This window comes from Gluconacetobacter liquefaciens (assembly GCF_003350405.1).
GTDB classification, from domain to species: Bacteria; Pseudomonadota; Alphaproteobacteria; order Acetobacterales; family Acetobacteraceae; genus Gluconacetobacter; species Gluconacetobacter liquefaciens.
Window position 1 is genome coordinate 315,696 of sequence record NZ_QQAW01000002.1, and the last position, 16,063, is coordinate 331,758.

The 16,063-nt window shown below is 62.6% G+C and carries 11 protein-coding genes; 6 read left to right on the top strand and 5 right to left on the bottom strand.

Translation table 11 applies throughout. From position 1 onward, the window contains the following. Positions 1-4: 4 nt before the first annotated feature. On the top strand, positions 5-1,189 hold the full coding sequence (locus C7453_RS19295) for a cytochrome c (protein WP_170143126.1): 1,185 nt from the start codon (positions 5-7) through the stop codon (positions 1,187-1,189). 179 nt (positions 1,190-1,368) lie between these two features. Beyond that, positions 1,369-2,973, top strand: coding sequence for a porin (locus C7453_RS04715; RefSeq protein ID WP_114726376.1), 1,605 nt, complete (start codon positions 1,369-1,371; stop codon positions 2,971-2,973). Between the two features lie 137 nt (positions 2,974-3,110). On the opposite strand, the gene C7453_RS04720 is transcribed toward C7453_RS04715, so the two are convergent. Together C7453_RS04720 and C7453_RS18655 are read right to left on the bottom strand one after the other, a co-directional pair. Beyond that, on the bottom strand, positions 3,111-3,752 hold the full coding sequence (locus C7453_RS04720) for a response regulator transcription factor (RefSeq protein WP_114726377.1): 642 nt from the start codon (positions 3,750-3,752) through the stop codon (positions 3,111-3,113). After that, a complete protein-coding gene (locus tag C7453_RS18655; protein ID WP_170143127.1) occupies positions 3,749-5,170 on the bottom strand; it encodes a sensor histidine kinase in 1,422 nt (473 codons plus the stop codon). Before C7453_RS18655 ends, C7453_RS04720 begins: the two co-directional genes overlap by 4 nt. 68 nt (positions 5,171-5,238) lie before the next feature. Here C7453_RS18655 and C7453_RS04740 point away from each other — a divergent pair, with 68 nt between their 5' ends. Next, on the top strand, positions 5,239-7,596 hold the full coding sequence (locus C7453_RS04740; protein WP_170143128.1) for a TonB-dependent receptor: 2,358 nt from the start codon (positions 5,239-5,241) through the stop codon (positions 7,594-7,596). Between the two features lie 65 nt (positions 7,597-7,661). On the opposite strand, the gene exaC is transcribed toward C7453_RS04740, so the two are convergent. The 3 genes from exaC to C7453_RS04755 form a co-directional block, all read right to left on the bottom strand. Next, complete coding sequence (exaC, locus tag C7453_RS04745; protein ID WP_114726668.1) at positions 7,662-9,182, bottom strand: acetaldehyde dehydrogenase ExaC; 1,521 nt, start codon at positions 9,180-9,182, stop codon at positions 7,662-7,664. A 136-nt stretch (positions 9,183-9,318) separates the two neighbouring features. Beyond that, on the bottom strand, positions 9,319-10,212 hold the full coding sequence (locus C7453_RS04750) for a helix-turn-helix domain-containing protein (RefSeq protein WP_245948783.1): 894 nt from the start codon (positions 10,210-10,212) through the stop codon (positions 9,319-9,321). A 502-nt stretch (positions 10,213-10,714) separates the two neighbouring features. Then, positions 10,715-11,500: a sulfite exporter TauE/SafE family protein gene (locus C7453_RS04755; RefSeq protein ID WP_114726381.1), complete on the bottom strand. Its 786-nt coding sequence runs from the start codon at positions 11,498-11,500 to the stop codon at positions 10,715-10,717. A 277-nt stretch (positions 11,501-11,777) separates the two neighbouring features. Here C7453_RS04755 and C7453_RS04760 point away from each other — a divergent pair, with 277 nt between their 5' ends. The 3 genes from C7453_RS04760 (at position 11,778) to C7453_RS04770 (ending at position 15,991) form a co-directional block, all read left to right on the top strand. After that, positions 11,778-12,488 (top strand): ferric reductase-like transmembrane domain-containing protein, encoded by a 711-nt coding sequence (locus tag C7453_RS04760; protein ID WP_114726382.1) that lies wholly within the window; start codon positions 11,778-11,780, stop codon positions 12,486-12,488. Beyond that, positions 12,485-12,865, top strand: coding sequence for a cytochrome c3 family protein (locus C7453_RS04765; protein ID WP_170143129.1), 381 nt, complete (start codon positions 12,485-12,487; stop codon positions 12,863-12,865). The genes C7453_RS04760 and C7453_RS04765 overlap by 4 nt, the downstream gene beginning before the upstream one ends. Before the next feature lie 600 nt (positions 12,866-13,465). After that, entirely contained in the window at positions 13,466-15,991 is a 2,526-nt protein-coding gene (locus tag C7453_RS04770) for a TonB-dependent receptor (protein WP_245948785.1), read from the top strand. Positions 15,992-16,063 lie beyond the last annotated feature (72 nt).

Genomic DNA, 16,063 nt, shown 5'->3' on the forward strand with positions numbered 1-16,063 from the left:
CCGCATGCGCCAAAATATTGCCAGCCTGTCGCGTCGCGCCCTGGTTTGCGCTGTCGCGATCGGAGCCCTGATGGCCGCCCGGCCGGCCGGGGCGACCGTCTCGGTCTGTATCGATTCTTCCAATCCGGCTCATGCGATGGATCGCCGGGTCGTCCAGGCTGTTGCGCATCAGCAGGGTACGGATGCCGCGATCTATACGTTCGACGGCAGCGGAAAAGGGGACGACGATGGGTTCGACGTCAAGACATTCAGCACGCTCGCGGCCTCGCGCTGCGCGCTGGTGCTGGGCTTTCCCGTGGATGCCCAGCATGGCGCGGTGCCTGAGGGGGTGCGGGCCACGGCGCCCTATGCGCGGATGGGATTCGTGCTGGTGACGCCACGCGGCCATGAGGCGGAAACGCTGGCGGTGCTGCCGAATGGAACGGATGTGGCGGTGACCTACCTGACGGCGCCGAACCTGTATTTCGTGAAGCATCCCAATGTGCAGGCCGATATCTATCCGACGGACGCGCAGACGATTGCCAGTGTGGTGCATCATACGGACCGGGCGGCGATGGTGTGGCGCGCCAGTGCCGTGGCTTATCTGCCCGGCGGGGAAAAGGCACGCGACTATTGCATCCATGCGCTGAACGAGCCCCATGCGGCCTGGGACGTGGTGGCATTGTATGGCCCGCAGGGTGCGGCGGCGGCGGCTTCGTTTCAGAAGAGTGTCGAGGCGCTGCGGCGTTCCGGCCAACTGGCGGCCCTTTTGAGCCCGTATGCGATGTCGCCGGCCAATCCGATCGTCCTGGCGGCGGCGGACGTGCCGGCAGCCCCGGCGGCTGCGGCCGCACCGGTTGCCGGTGGGGAGAAGCCCGCGCTCTTTACGGCGGCGCAGGCCGATGCGGGCAAGAAAGCCTATGCCGACAATTGCGCGCAATGCCACGGCGACAATCTGGAAGGGATGGCCGGTCCGGCGCTCAAGGGCAAGCATTTCGCCTCGCCCAAGGCGAATTTCCATGTTGGCGATATCTTTACCATCGTGTCGCAGAACATGCCGGCGACCCAGCCGGCCAGCCTGCCGCATGATGTCTATGTGGATATCATGGCGTTTCTGCTCCAGCAGAACGGCATGCCCGCCGGTTCGACCGAATTGACGTTCGATGGGGCCAAATCGTCGACCGTGCCGCTGGTGTATAGCGGCGAGTAACGGCGCAGAGGTGGGCACGGCCAGGCTCTGCAAGGGGCCTGGCCGCATCGGCACGGAGCGCAGAGTGGCCGCATGCCCTCCAAGACGTTACCGGAATATATACAGTTCTGTCATGTTTGGTGGTTCGCGCCATAGATGGACGCTCTATAATAAAAACAAGAAACGATGGAGTTTGTCAGATGTCGGCAAGACATTGGGCGCATGTGGGTTTGACGGCCGTTCTGGCTGCTGGCGGCGTATCCATGCTGTCGGCTCGGTGCGCCCGGGCTGACGATTACAGTGATCTTCTTGATATTCTTCGGGCCAAAGGTGCGTTGACGCAGGTTGAATATTCGACCCTGCTGGCCAAACATCGGCATCATGCGGCGGAACCGGCTTCGGCTCAGGCACCGCGACGGGGGCGGGGCGCCGCGCGTCATGGCGCGGTCGTAACGGCCGGCGCTGCCGCGGATGGAGCGGCAATGCCGGCGGTGCTGGCCGCACAGCGTGCCGCCGACAGCGCGGCAGCGAGTGCCCGTGCCGCCGAAGCCTCGATGCTGGCGGCGCGCAGCACGATCGATAGCCCCAGTGTGGTTCGGGTCGCACCTTATGTTTCCGGCAAGGGGCTGACCTTCAAGGCCGGGCCGATCGATATCAATTTCTCTGGGTTCATCAACGGGTTCTATAGTTACAACATGCCTGGGCACGGGTTGCCGGTGGCGGGGGGGCTGTCGAGCGGAGGAAGCGGGTTCGATTCGTCGGCGGTGCGCAACGGCCTGTTGCCGGCCGGCTTTGTTCTCAAATTGTCCACGACGCAGTCGGGGATCGACATGTCGGCGGTGCTGGGGATGTATCCCGGCCTCAACAATGCCAATCCGGGTGCTTTCAACGCCAATTCCGGTGGGAGTCCGGTCGGGCTGGGGACGGCGGGTATCGATCTTCGTCAGGTCTACCTGACGGCGGGAACCAAGAGTTTCGGCACCGTCAAGCTCGGTCGTGACCTGGCGCTGTTCGGCTCCGACGCCATTCTGGAAGATGCGACGCTGCTCAGTGTCGGCTCGACGGGCAGCAATACCTCGCCGGCCAATACCTCGCTGGGTCGTATCGGCCTGGGGTATGTCTATGCCGACTGGATTCCGCAGATTTCCTACGCCTCGCCGGTCGTCGCCGGTTTCCAGGGGTCGGTTGGCGTCTTCCAGCCTCTGGATGCCTACAATTATGCCGGGGGCGGCCTGTCCGCAGGGTCGACGCAGCATAGTTCTCCGATGGTGCAGGGGAAGATCACCTATACGTTCAAGGTCGGTGATCTGACGACAAAGATCTGGTCCAGCTTCCTGATCCAGCATCAGCAGGGCCTGACGAGCACCATATTGGCGGAGTCGGATCGACGAGGCGCCATGGCCGAGGCTGGCGAAATCGGTGCCAAGCTGACCTATGGCCCGGCCCAGGCGGTGGTTTATTACTACCGCGGCAGTGGCCTCGGCACGACGGGGCTGTTCTTCGACGGGATCGCGGAGAATGGGCGCAAGCGTGATTCGGAAGGCTACTACGTTCAGGGTGCGTATAATTTCACCAAGCGTTTCAAGCTGGTGGGGAGTTATGGCGTCAGCAATCTCTACCTGGCGGCGGGCGATACGGCGACCGGACTGGTGCGGCGCAATCAGTCCGAGGTCGGCGCGGCCTATTACGATCTGACGGACTGGCTGAAGCTGGTGGCCGAATATGCGCATACCCAAGCGGCTGCGCATAACGGCAACTCCGCTAACGACAATACCGTTTCGGGCGGTGCGATCCTGTTCTTCTGAGGGGTTTCTGTCCGGGGGCATGGGTGCCCCCGGATTATTTCGAACGGCTTTACGAAGGCCATCGCCCTGAGACGATGGCCCAGACGAATGAACGTCCTTTTTCTTCCTTTTTGTAAAACAAAGGAATCGTTCGGACCTTATGGCATTCGTCTGATCTCATCCATGGTTCCTCCCGCCTGCGTGGCGATGGCCAGTCGGATCAGGTCGACGGTGCGGGCGACGCCCAGCTTGGTCTTGATCATGCCGGCGGTGTTGGCGACCGTCTTGTAGCTGACGCCCAAAGTTGCCGCGATGTCGGACAGGCTGCGTCCTTCGCCCAGAAACCGCATGATATCCAGATCGCGTGCCGTCAGGCGCCCGAAATCGCGGCCCAGAACGTCGCGATGTTCGTTCAGCATGGCGGCGATTCCGGCTTCGACGTAACATTGTCCGCTCATGGCCTGACGGATGGCGTCCAGCAGGTCGTCGGCGCCGATCGTCTTCGAGACATAGCCTGTGGCCCCGGCATCCAGTGCGCGGCGGGCGTAGATCGGATCGGCGTGCATGCTCAGGACCAGCACGCGCAGGCCTGCGTCATGCAGGCGGGGCAGCAACCACAGGCCGCCGGGGCCGGGGAGGCCGAGATCCAGCACCACGAGGTCCGGCCGTGTGTGCAGGGCCAGATCGAGGGCGGTCGGGGTGTCGGCGGCTTCGAGGATCGTGGCGCCCAGGGCTGTTGACAGCAACTGTCCCAGGCCGGCGCGCACCACCGTGTGGTCGTCTACCAGCAGGATTTTCATGCGTCGTGCGCCTCCGGCGCCATGGTGCGGGGGGTGGGGGGCGGCATCGGGTGGGCGTTCGGATCCGGCAGGGTGGCGGTGACGGTCCAGCCGTGCTCGTGCGTGATGACCAGATGGCCGCCGAGGTCCGCGAGGCGGCGGCGCATGCCGGCGAGGCCGAGGCCCGGTGTGCCGGTGCCCGCTATGCCGTTGTCACGGATCGACAGGATGATCCGGCCTTCGCCGCGCGTTGCCTCCAGGGCGATGTGGGAGGGGTGCCCGTGGCGTGCGGCGTTGCAGACGGCTTCCTGGGCGACGTGGAACAGGGCCGCACGCGTTCCATCGTCCAGGGTGGCGAGCATGGGATCGCAGGAAAGTGTAAAGATAATGTTTGGTTCTATATTGTTCCAGAATAGGATGATCCCGTTGAGGGATTCGGGCAGGCCGCTGCCGGGTGCGGTGTGCAGCCGCTTCAGGATGGCGCGCAGGGTGCGCTGGATGGAACTGGTGGCGTCCTGTATCGCGCGGATCTGGGCGGGGATGGCATCGTGGCGGCCCTCGGTGGCGGAACGGGCGAGGGTGGCGACGAAGGTGGTGATGCCAAACAGCAGGGGGCCGACTTCGTCATGCAGGTCGCGCGCGATTTCGGCGCGTTCTTCTTCCGCAACGCGGGCGATCTGGTCCTGGAGATGGCGGTTTTGCGCGGTTGCGGTGCGGAGTGCGCACGCCATGCGATTGAAGGAGGCGGCTTGTCCGGCGATGTCGGCCGGGCCGGTTTCGGGGAGGTTCACCATTTCGTCGCCTGCCGCGATGCGGGCATAGGCTTGGGACAATGTCGCAAGGGGGCGCAGACCGCGCACCACGATGACGCAGCATGATCCGGCGATCAGCAGGACCACCAGCGTGATAGTGGCGATCTGTACCCGGAATTCTCCCCAGCGTTCGGCGGCTTCGTTGGTCGCATCGGCTTGCAGGTGCACTTGCCATCCGGCCGGGAAACCGGTGGGGGACAGCGTTATCGGGGCCATGGCCGGTGCGGTGGTGCGCAGGAACCAGGCGGGAGGGCGGGGACCGGTGGCCAGCCGGGATCGGTGCCGGACACGCCCGGCCTGATCGGTTATCCGCGCCTGGATATGGCGGTTGCCGTCAAAACTGTCGCACAATTCCGCCGGCCAGGAGGCGGTGGACGCGGCTGCCGGGGGCGGCGTCGCGGCGATGTCGGCTTGGGCATTCGCCAGGGCGGCGGTGAGTTCGACCCGGATCGAGCGGGTTGCCTGCCACGCGGCGAGGCCGGAACCGGCCGTAAAGCCGATCATGGCTGCGACCGCGAGTGCGAGCAGCAGGCGCCCCAGCAGGCCCAGGCGTGCGGTGAGGGGCCGCGACGTGAAAAATCGCGTCTGGAACGGGCTGTTTCTGCGGCGGTCGGGAAAATATCCCATCGACTTCCCTGGTTTCGTTCGGTCTGATGGACCGCGTGGCATGCCAATCAAAAGAGAAGAATAAAAGCATGTTTGAAAAGATGACCGGGCGGAGGGCCATGTATCTGGCGTCTGCCGCATTGTGCTTTCTGCCCGCCCGAGCGGTGCTGGCGCAGACGGTACCGGCGACGGCTGCGGACGGTGTGTCGGCTGGCGTGCAGCCGGAAGACATTACTGTGATTGGTTCCTCGCCTTTGCCCGGTTCGGGCATCGACCGTGACCGGCTTCCGGCGACGACCGCCATCGTGACCGCGCGTGACCTGCAACTGACCGGTACCGCTGACCTGCTGCATGCGCTGGACAGCCGTCTGGCGGGTGTCAGCCTCAATTCGCCCGCAGGGAACCCTTATCAGCCCACCATCGTCATGAACGGCTTTCAGGCGTCGCCGTTGCAGGGCACGTCCCAAGGTATCGCGGTGTATCTCGATGGTGTGCGCTTCAACCAGGCCTTTGGCGATACGGTGAACTGGGACCTGATCCCGGATCTGGCGATCGAGCGGGTGGCGGTGGAGGGGGCGAACCCCGTCTTCGGCCTGAACGCTCTGGGTGGGGCGCTGAATGTGCGGATGAAGAATGCCTTCAATACCGCACCCGGAGGGGAAGCCGATCTGTCCGGCGGGTCGTTCGGACGGATCGTGGCGCAGGGCGATTATGCCGCGCGACGGGGAAACTGGGGATTCTATGTCGCCGGCCGGGAAGTTCATGAGGATGGCTGGCGGGACCTGCAAAGCACCGACATCCAGAGCCTGTATGCCGACCTTGGCTGGAAAGGGCTGGCGACCGAGGTGCATGGCAGTCTCGATCTGGCCAATTCGGTATTGAACGGCCCCGGAACGTCGCCGGTGGAACTGCTGCGCGCCGACCCCAGGGCGCAGTTCACCGCGCCCAATCAGATGGCGAACAAATTCATCCAGTTCGCCGTGAATGGCCGGCACAGCTTTACCGACACGCTCTCGGTGCAGGGGCAGGTGCATTACGATTATTTCCAGCAGCGGGTGATCAACGGCAACGCGCCCAACGATGCGCCGTGCGACGATGGATCGGGCCTGATGTGCACCGACGATGGCGATCCTTCGACCACGCGGGGCGGGGCGACGATTCCTGATTTTCTGGATGGTGGTGCGTATTCCGAACTGGATTTGCAGACGACGAACACCAACGGCTATGGCGTGTCGATGCAGGAAACGGAGGACCATTCGGTGTTCGGCCTGCGCAATCATGAAGTCGCGGGCGTCAGCTTCGACGGTGCGCAGACGATGTTCACCGGCTCTGCCGTGCTGGGGGGGCTGACCCCAGTGACACGGGAATATTATGGCCCTGGCTATGTGATCGACGAACCGGGGGAGACCGTACCGGTGCGGGTGCGGGTGAATGATGCGTATGTCGGTGTGTTTGCGACCGATACGATCGATCTGACACCGCGCCTCTCGCTGACCGGGTCGATGCGCTACAATTTTGCACAGATCAATCTGGCGGACCAGAATGGCGGGGATTTGAGCGGCCGGCATGCCTATTCGGCGATTAATCCGGGGGGCGGGGTCAGCTATCGGCTGACGCATTGGGCCACGATCTATGGCGGGTATGCCGAGGCGAACCGTGCGCCGACGCCTGCCGAACTCTCCTGCGCCGGGCCGGAGAATGCGTGCAGCCTGGCCAATTTCTTCGTCGGCGATCCCGAACTGAAGCAGGTGCGGGCGCATACGTTCGAGGCCGGCCTGCGGGGTGGCTTTACGATCGGGACTGCCGGACGACTGAGCTACGATCTGGGACTGTTCCGTACCGATGCCGACAATGACATCGTGTTCATCAACAGCGAGACGCTGAACCGTGCGTTTTTCGCCAATATCGGCGCAACCCGCCGCCAGGGGGGCAAGGTGCATCTGGCCTGGCAGGCGGATGGCTGGTCGGCCTGGCTGAACTATACCCATACCGATGCGACCTATCGCAGCGGCTTCGTCGAGGATGCGGGCAGCAACCCGGCCGGTGATGAAGACGGCGACATTACCGTGCGCCGGGGCAACCGTCTGCCGGGGATTCCGCTGGACAAGCTGACCGGCGGGGTGGATGTGCGTGTTACCCCGATCTGGACCGTCGGTGGTGATTTTCTCTTGCAGGGCGGGCAGTATCTGTTTGGCGACGAAGCCAACCTGACGCCGCGCCTGCCGGGGTTCTTCGTATTGAACCTGCATACGTCGGTCCAGGTGACGCGCTCTCTGCAATTGTTCGGCAGCATCTCGAATGTTACTGACCGGCATTACTACACTTTCGGCACGTTCTCGCCGACCGGTTCGGTCTATCTGGCGCAGGCACCGGGGGCGACCAATCCGCGTAGCTACAGCCCCGCCGCGCCGATCGGTGGGTTTGGCGGTGTGCGTGTGACGTTCTGAGAACCCGATGGGCCCTCCAGGCCGGGTGCCTGTCGGCACCCGGCTGACCCGTTGGGGGCGGGCGGTCAGAAGAACCCCAGTTTCTTTGGGGCGTAGCTGACCAGAAGGTTCTTGGTCTGCTGGTAATGGTCCAGCATCATGCGGTGGTTTTCACGGCCGATGCCCGACTGTTTGTATCCGCCGAAAGCGGCGTGGGCCGGGTAGGCGTGGTAGCAGTTGGTCCAGACGCGGCCCGCCTTGATGGCCCGCCCGACGCGATAGGCGCGGGTGCCGTCGCGGGTCCAGATTCCCGCACCCAGGCCGAACAGCGTGTCGTTGGCCAGTTTGACCGCCTCGGCATCGTCGCGGAAGGTGGTGACGGAGACGACGGGGCCGAAGATCTCTTCCTGGAAGATCCGCATCCGGTTGTCGCCCCTGAAGACGGTAGGCTGGATGTAACAGCCGTTTGACAGCGCGTCGCCCACGTCGGCCCGGCTGCCGCCGGTCAGTAACTGGGCCCCTTCCTGCCGTCCGATATCGATATAGGACAGGATCTTGTTCATCTGGTCGACCGATGCCTGGGCGCCGACCATTGTCGCGAGGTCCAGCGGATTGCCCTGCTTGATCGCCGCGACCCGGCGCAGCGCGCGTTCCATGAAGCGGTCGTAGATGGATTCGTGGATCAGGGCGCGAGACGGGCAGGTGCAGACCTCGCCCTGGTTGAAGGCGAACAGGACGAAGCCTTCGATTGCCTTGTCGAGAAAGTCGTCATCTTCGGCGGCGATGTCGGAAAAGAAGACGTTGGGGGATTTGCCGCCCAGTTCCAGCGTGGCGGGAATCAGATTGTCGGCGGCGGCGTGGGCGATCATCTTGCCGGTTGGGGTCGATCCGGTGAAGGCGATCTTGGCGATCCGGCTGTTGGAAGCCAGCGCCGTGCCGGCTTCCCGCCCGAAGCCGTTGACGATGTTGAGCACGCCGGCCGGCAGGATGTCGGCGATCAGTTCGGCCAGGACCATGATCGAGGCCGGGGTCTGTTCGGCCGGCTTCATCACCACGCAATTGCCCGCTGCGAGGGCCGGTGCCAGTTTCCAGGCGGCCATCAGCAGGGGGAAGTTCCAGGGGATGATCTGGCCGACAACACCCAGCGGTTCGTGGAAATGGTAGGCGACGGTATCGTGGTCGATTTCCGACAGCGCGCCTTCCTGTGCGCGGATGCAGGAGGCAAAATAGCGGAAATGGTCGACGCATAGGGGGAGGTCGGCGTTCAGCGTCTCGCGCAGCGGCTTGCCGTTGTCCCAGCTTTCGGCACGGGCCAGCAGTTCAAGATTCTCGTCGATGCGGTCGGCGATGCGGTTGAGCAGCAGTGCGCGCTGGGCCGCGCTGGTCTCGCCCCACGCATCGCGCGCGGCGTGGGCGGCGTCGAGTGCTCGTTCCACATCCTCGGCCCTGGAACGGGCGACCTTGCACAGGATGCGCCCGTCGACCGGTGACGGATCGTCGAAATACTCCCCGGCGAAAGGGGGCACCCAACGGCCGCCGATGAAATTGTCGTACTGCGCCTTGAACGGTGACGACATGTCGATTCGATGGCTTTCCAGCGAGTCCATGGTCATTCTCCTTCTTGGTCGCCGCGGATGGAGCGCGGTCAACATTCGGAAGAGTGGCGATGGGTACTGGATTTGTCAGCCGGCCGGGATTGGTATGAAGCCTGATCTGTCGCAGTTCCGCGACAGTGGCGGGGCTTCAGTGGGCTTCGTGACGTTTCAGCCGGCGATGCAGCGTGGCACGGCTGACGCCCAGTTCTCGCGCTGCCGCAGAGATGTTTCCGTTACAGCGTTTCAGCACCCGTTGGAGGGCGGCGTGGGCGGCGCGTGCGGGATCTTCGTGGCCGGTATCCGACAGCAGGTCAGGGAGCGTCATGGGTTTGTCGGCGCGGAGGCCGAACAGGGCGCGGGCGGCCTTGTTGGTGCCGACGATCACCTCGTTTTCATCGACCGCCAGCAGGGCCTGTGCCTCGTTGCCCAGCGAGATGATGCGGTGGTCGGCGAAGGCTTCGCCGAACAGCCTGGTTTCGATGCGGCGGGCGGCGTCTTCGACCACCAGTGTCAGGAAGGAGAGGGTCGCCGTGTCGCAATCCGTGCGGCATGAGGAAATGTCGATCCCGCCGATCGGGCTGCCCGAGGGGTCGTGGATCGGTGCCATGGTGCAACTGAGCCCCGCGTTGCGGGAGAAGAAATGCTGGTCGCGATGGATCGTCAGCACCCGGTCTTCGGCGAGGCAGGTGCCGATGCCGTTGGTGCCTTCATGGGCTTCGTCCCATACGGCGCCGAGATTGAGGCCCCATGAACTGAAGATCTCTTCGTCGGCGGCCAGGCATCTCTGTTCCAGCGCGATGCCGCGCGCGTCGCTGAGCAGCATGCAGAAGCCGCCGCGCCGGACTGCCGAGGTCAGTCGGTCCAGAACCGGCTGTGCGGCTTGCAGCAGCAGCGCGCTGCGTTCGCGTGCCTCGCGATAGCCTGGGGCGTCCAGACGGTGTGGAGGAGCGTTATGATTCGGACTCAGGCCGTAATGACGCAGCGAGCGCGACCAGGAGGCCGCGAGTGCCGAGCGGCCGGACGCGGATTCATCTCTCAGCATGCTGTAGACGCGATCCGCGTGGTGAATGCTCACTGAAGCGTGATGATTGTCGAGTGATCTTGTTTTCGTCACTCTTGGCCTCTGCATTTCGTGCATATGTGTTATGCCCATACGCTAATCCTGATACGATCGGCCGGGCAATCATGTCGTGTTCACAAATGCGCGGGATCCTGGGGGGGAGGAATCTGTCCTGGATCCGCGCAGGAAACCCGCGCGGCTGAATGCGGTTGAATGGCCGTAACGGGGGGGAAGGTTGCGATGTCCATACGTGAACATGACCATTCCGGGCCTCGGCGGCCGATGCCGACGCCCTCACCTGGACCGTATGATCCGGATGAGCCGATCCCTGGCGAGGTGCCGGACGAGGGACCGTTTGAACCCGACGATGATGACGAAGGACCGGTTTTGTAATCGTGGCGGCTCGGGAGGGGCGTTCGGGTTGTCCGTCAGAACCCGTTTGGCAATGTGCCCTGTTGGGAAATATGCGTTGCCAGGAAGGTCGTTAGATCATGCGGATACCGACGATCGTGAGCACGGTGGCCAGAACCGTGCGCTGGACGCTTTCGCGGACCATGCCGACGAAGAGGCTGCCCAGAATGATGCCAGGGATTGAGCCGACCAGCAGGGACAGCAGCATGCCGCCATTGACCGAGCCGAGGAGCCAGTGGCCCAGACCGGCGACCAGGGTCAGCGGCACCGCATGCGCGATATCGGCCGCGACGATCCGCGCCGTCGACAGTCTGGGATACAGGACCAGCAGGACCGTGACCCCGATGGCTCCCGCGCCGACGGATGACAGTGAGACCAAAAGGCCGAGCAGTGCTCCGACGGCGATGGTCAGGATATGGGTCCGGCGGTCGGACAGGCTGGCGGAGAAACCGGCCAGACGTTGCATGATGGCGGCGCGAAACAGAATGCAGGGAGCCGTCAGCAGCAGGGCGACGCCCAGGCTGCGGGTAATGAGGTGGGTGGTGATCAGGGACGGCGCACCCATGGTGTGCAGCACGATGAGGGCCAGAGCGGAGGCGGGTATGCTGCCGCTGGCCAGGCGGCGGACCACTTTCCAGTCTACCCCGCCGGAGAAACCATGCACGCCTGTGCCGACCGCCTTGGTGATCGCGGCGTAAAGCAGGTCGGTGCCCACCGCCGTCTGGGGATGTACGCCGAACAGCAGGATCAGGAGCGGCGTCATCAGAGATCCACCGCCGACGCCGGTAAGACCAACCAGAAACCCGACGCCCAGACCGGACAGCGAATATAACGGCTGGATCGTGTCAATAAAACTCATTACGGGAATTCCGGCGGGTTAAAAACCATCATGTACGGTCGATATGCGACAAACAGGTCGGTCCTCGAAGTCTGACGCATCATAGTGCGGTATTTCTTTTAATCAACGATCGAATGTGGTGATAAGATTTGCGGCCTCGATCCGATATCGTCGGCATCGCGGCCTGTTCGTTCTATTGTTTCGATGCCATTCTTATTCGCGGCCTGACGGATGGAGCCGCAACCGCCGGAGGGCGACAGGCACGCCGAGGTCGTATCGTGCCGGCGCGGAGGGGCGTGTGATCATTCTTCTGCCGTTGCTGGTGTTGTGCGGGCTGTTGGTCTCGGTCTTCTTCATCGGCGCGGATCTGCCTGCCAATGCTCCGTCATGGGATGGTGCGATGGCCTGCGGCTTCATCGCCTATGTGTTGGTGGCCTTCCTGTTTTTCCTGACGGGGCGCCCGCTGCGGTTTCCTTTCAATGACGGCAAGTTTTTTACTGTTGCGCATCGCCTGCTCGGGTGCGTTGCGGGTGGGTTCATCGTTCTGCATGTCGGCCTGTCGCTGTGGGCCGAACCATTGACGGGTCGCTACCTTTTGCCGGGTGGTCCGGGCTACATGCTGGCGGCCCTTGTGGGGTTGCTGCTGGCAGTTCTGGCCGTCGGACTGTCCTTTCATGCCCTTCGCGGTCGGATCTGGCGGAAAGCGGCGCGCTTTCGTCAGGCGCATGGGCTGATGGCACTCGTCCTGCTCGGCACGGCCAGCTTTCATATCACGGGGGCTCGCCTGCATGTGCGGGCAAGGGAGCAGATGATCGCGCTGTCGGTGATCGCCGCCTGCTGCGCCGCCCTGCCGTGGGTGGGCCGCTATGGCAGGTTGCCTCGGCCTGCCGGGCATCGGCGGCGTCATACCGCGCCTGTCGCCGTTCGTCTGGCAATGGTGGTTGGCGGTGTCTCACTGGGGGTCTGCGTTCTCTATGGAGTGCGTCTCAGCCAATGGCTGGCGCCATGAAGGGTTGGCTCCCTGTCTGGGTACTGGCCGCGATTCTTGGCCTCGGGGGCGGCGTGGCATGGTGGTGTGGGTCGGGCATCAGCCACGCGGTGCCGATCCCGGTCGTGTTCATGCATCGCGACCACGCGGCCTATAATTGCGTGCAGTGCCATCATGACGTGCTGGAGCCCGCGCTGGCTTCCGCCCCCGACCGGACATGCATCGGCTGTCACCGGACGCGACCGGATCAGGCGGCCCTGGCATTGTCGACATTTCATGATTTCTGCGAGGGTTGCCATCTGGCACGTCGTCGCGAGCATGGCACGGCCGGCCCTGTTCGGTCGTGCCGCGGTTGCCACCTGCCGCCGCAGGGCAAGAAGGGGCAGGATATCTTCTGAATCGCCGGATTTCCGCGGGCCGCTAAACGGCCGGGTGGTTTGCTTCCCCTCCCGTCGCATCGGCAGGACGTGCACAACGCGTTCCGACCCGTCCTGTCGGAGCCGAGGCCGTTGGAGGCAATAGAATCGGCGGCAGTCGCATGAGGCAGCCCCCCCCCGGGTGGGGGATTATTGTTTCTTTGACGGAATTATATGTGTGATGTTGGCCGCAGTGGGCTTCGACGTCGGAGTATATCGTGCGACGACCGGAGCATCGGCGGCAGGGCGGGGCAGGATGCAGCACCTGCTTCATCAGGCTGGTTTGTCTGAGTTAAAACGGCAATAAAAACAATTAAATAAACAGATGTTCGCGATTGCCGCGGCAATGGGGGGCCAGGAAGCATGACGTGGAAACGGCAATAGATCCTGCGGGGCGACAGGGGGCCGGGCATGGAGACATTTGTTGCAACTTTGTCACGCGCAATGGATTTTTCATTCGTTTTGAAAAATGAGTTTGAATAATTAATGAAATTTCTGCTGCTCTCTATACAAAACCAGACCAATCGGTCAGGTTCCCGGAAAAATGACCTCGGGGGGTCATCTTTCATCAATGGAGATTGTATGACAAACTATATCAGGTCGACGATGCTCGCTCTGGTGTCTTCGACTATGCTTTCGTCGATCGGGGGAGCGGCGTTCGCGCAGGACGTTGCGCCGTCGTCATCCCAGCCGGTTGTCAAGGCGCCCATGACCAAAGAGGCGCGCCCGGCCGATAAGGTGGTCGACGCCCGTCCGACGATGCTGGGGGCGACCGGGCCGACCGATCAGGAACGTATCGAGGTACGCGGCGTGCGTACGCTGGGTGACGGTGTTACCGGCCGCGCCTTCGGCGGCGGACTGATGGGTAAGGAAGATGCGCCGAAATCCATCTCGGCCGTGACCCGCGACTGGATTTCCAAGCAGAATCCGGCGGAGAACCCGATGCAGCTGATCGCGCTGCTGCCCGGCGTCAATACCTCCGACACCGATCCGATGGGGATGACGGGCGGAAACATGTCGGTACGCGGCCTGACCGAAAGCCAGATGGGCTTCACGCTCGAAGGTTTCCCGATCAATGACATCGGTAACTTCGCCGTTTACCCGCAGGAAATCGTCGACTCGGAAAATCTGAAGACGATTCGCCTGGCCCAGGGTTCGGCGGATCTCGACAGTCCTCATCTGAGTGCCACGGGCGGCACGGTCGATATGTACATGATCGACCCGAAGGCGAAGATGGGTGGCCATGTCAATATGAGCTACGGCTCGTACAATGGTACGCGTGGCTTCCTGCGTTTCGATACCGGTTATCTGGGTAATACCAACCTGCGGGCCTATTTCTCCTACTCGCAGGCGCGTCAGGACCATTGGCGCGGCCCCGGTGTCGAGGACAAGAAGCACGGCGAAATGAAGCTCGTCTCCGACTGGGGTGACGGCAACCGCTGGTCGTGGGCCGTGGTCGGCAACGGCATGGAGAACAATGCCTACCGTACTGTCTCGCTTTCCGGCTGGAACCAGTATCTGCAGTATGGCGACAAGGGTTCGAACCCGCTGAACCCGCCGGCGAACTACAGTGCCATTCCCTATACGGTCTCGTCGAACGGGACGAAGACCTACAACAGCAACTACTACAAGCTGCACCCCAATCCGTTTACGAACATCTATTCCTCGATGCCTTCGACGTTCAACCTGGGCCACGGCGTGGTCCTGACCGATACGCCGTATTTCTGGTACGGGTATGGCGGCGGCGGTGGCGGCCTGTCGAATTATTGCCTCGATGGTAGTTCCTGTAGCGCCAACAAGATGTCGGTGGTCGGCCAGACGGTGACCGGGTCGGTCGATGGCGTGACGTCGGGAACCTATCCCTTCTACTACACCAGCCTGACCCAGACCTATCGTCCGGGCAACACAGCCAAGGTCACCCTGACGACCGGCGTCAACCGGCTGATGATCGGTTACTGGTTCGAATATTCCAAGCAGACCCAGACGTCGCCCTACAGCCGGGTTGGCGAGGATGGCGCGCCGTTGAATTCGGCGGACGATACCGGCAACCTGGTCATCACCAGCGGTCCGTATCGCGGCGAGACCCTCCAGTATCGTGATTCGTTCACGCAGACCCGGGTTCATACGCCATTTATCGGTGATCAGCTCTCGCTTCTGAATAACCGACTGACGATCGACGCGGGGCTAAAATATGCCATCGTCGATCGCAGTGGCAGCAACTATCTGCCGATGCCATCGCAGAAATATGTTACCACCAATTACCGGGTGGCGCTGCCGACCGGTGCGATCCGCTACAAGATCGACGAGCACAACCAGGTCTTCGCCTCAGTTTCGACCAATTTCCGTATGCCGCAGAACTATTCGCTTTATGATTCCGGCACATACAACACGAAGACGCACAGCTACAGCACGGTGCCTAACCCTAAGCAGGCGCCGGAAATTTCGATTTCCGAGGAAGCTGGTTGGCGCTATCAGGATAACCTGATCTCGGCGGCGGTGACCTATTTCCATTATGCCTTCACCGGTCGTCTCTATACCCAGTTGCTGCCGGACCAGGTGACCACGACCAACATCAATGCCGGTAGTTCGCATTCCGACGGTGTCGACGTTGAGGTGGGAACGGCACCGCTGCGCTATCATCTGCGCCCGTATGCTTCGTTCGAGTATCTGCATGCCGTGACCGATAGCAACATGCCTGCCGGTGGCGACTATCTGCGGACCAAGGGCAAGATCGCGCCGCAGGCACCGCAATACCAGGTTGGTTTCGGCCTCGATTATGATGATGGCAATGCGTTCGCCGGGTTCAACCTGAAATATGTGGCGCGGCAGTATTCGACGTTCATGAATGACCAGAGCATCCCTGGTTATGTTCGCATGAACATCCATGTCGGCTATCGTCTGCCGAAGCTCGGTTTCTTCCAGAACCCGATGATCCGCCTGAACCTGCAGAACATCTCCGACAACCGCTATCTCGGTTATGTCACTTCGCCGCAGGGCAATGCGGTGGCGACCGTTGGCGTGAATGGCACGAAGATTGCGGCCAGCTCTCCGAGCTACTCGATCGCGTCGCCTTTCGCGGCGATGGCCACGATCGGTAGCGATTTCTGATCTCTATAGCCTTTTCGGGATCGTGCCTGCGGGCATGATCCCATCAAGCGGAATACGGCGCAGTGGCTTATG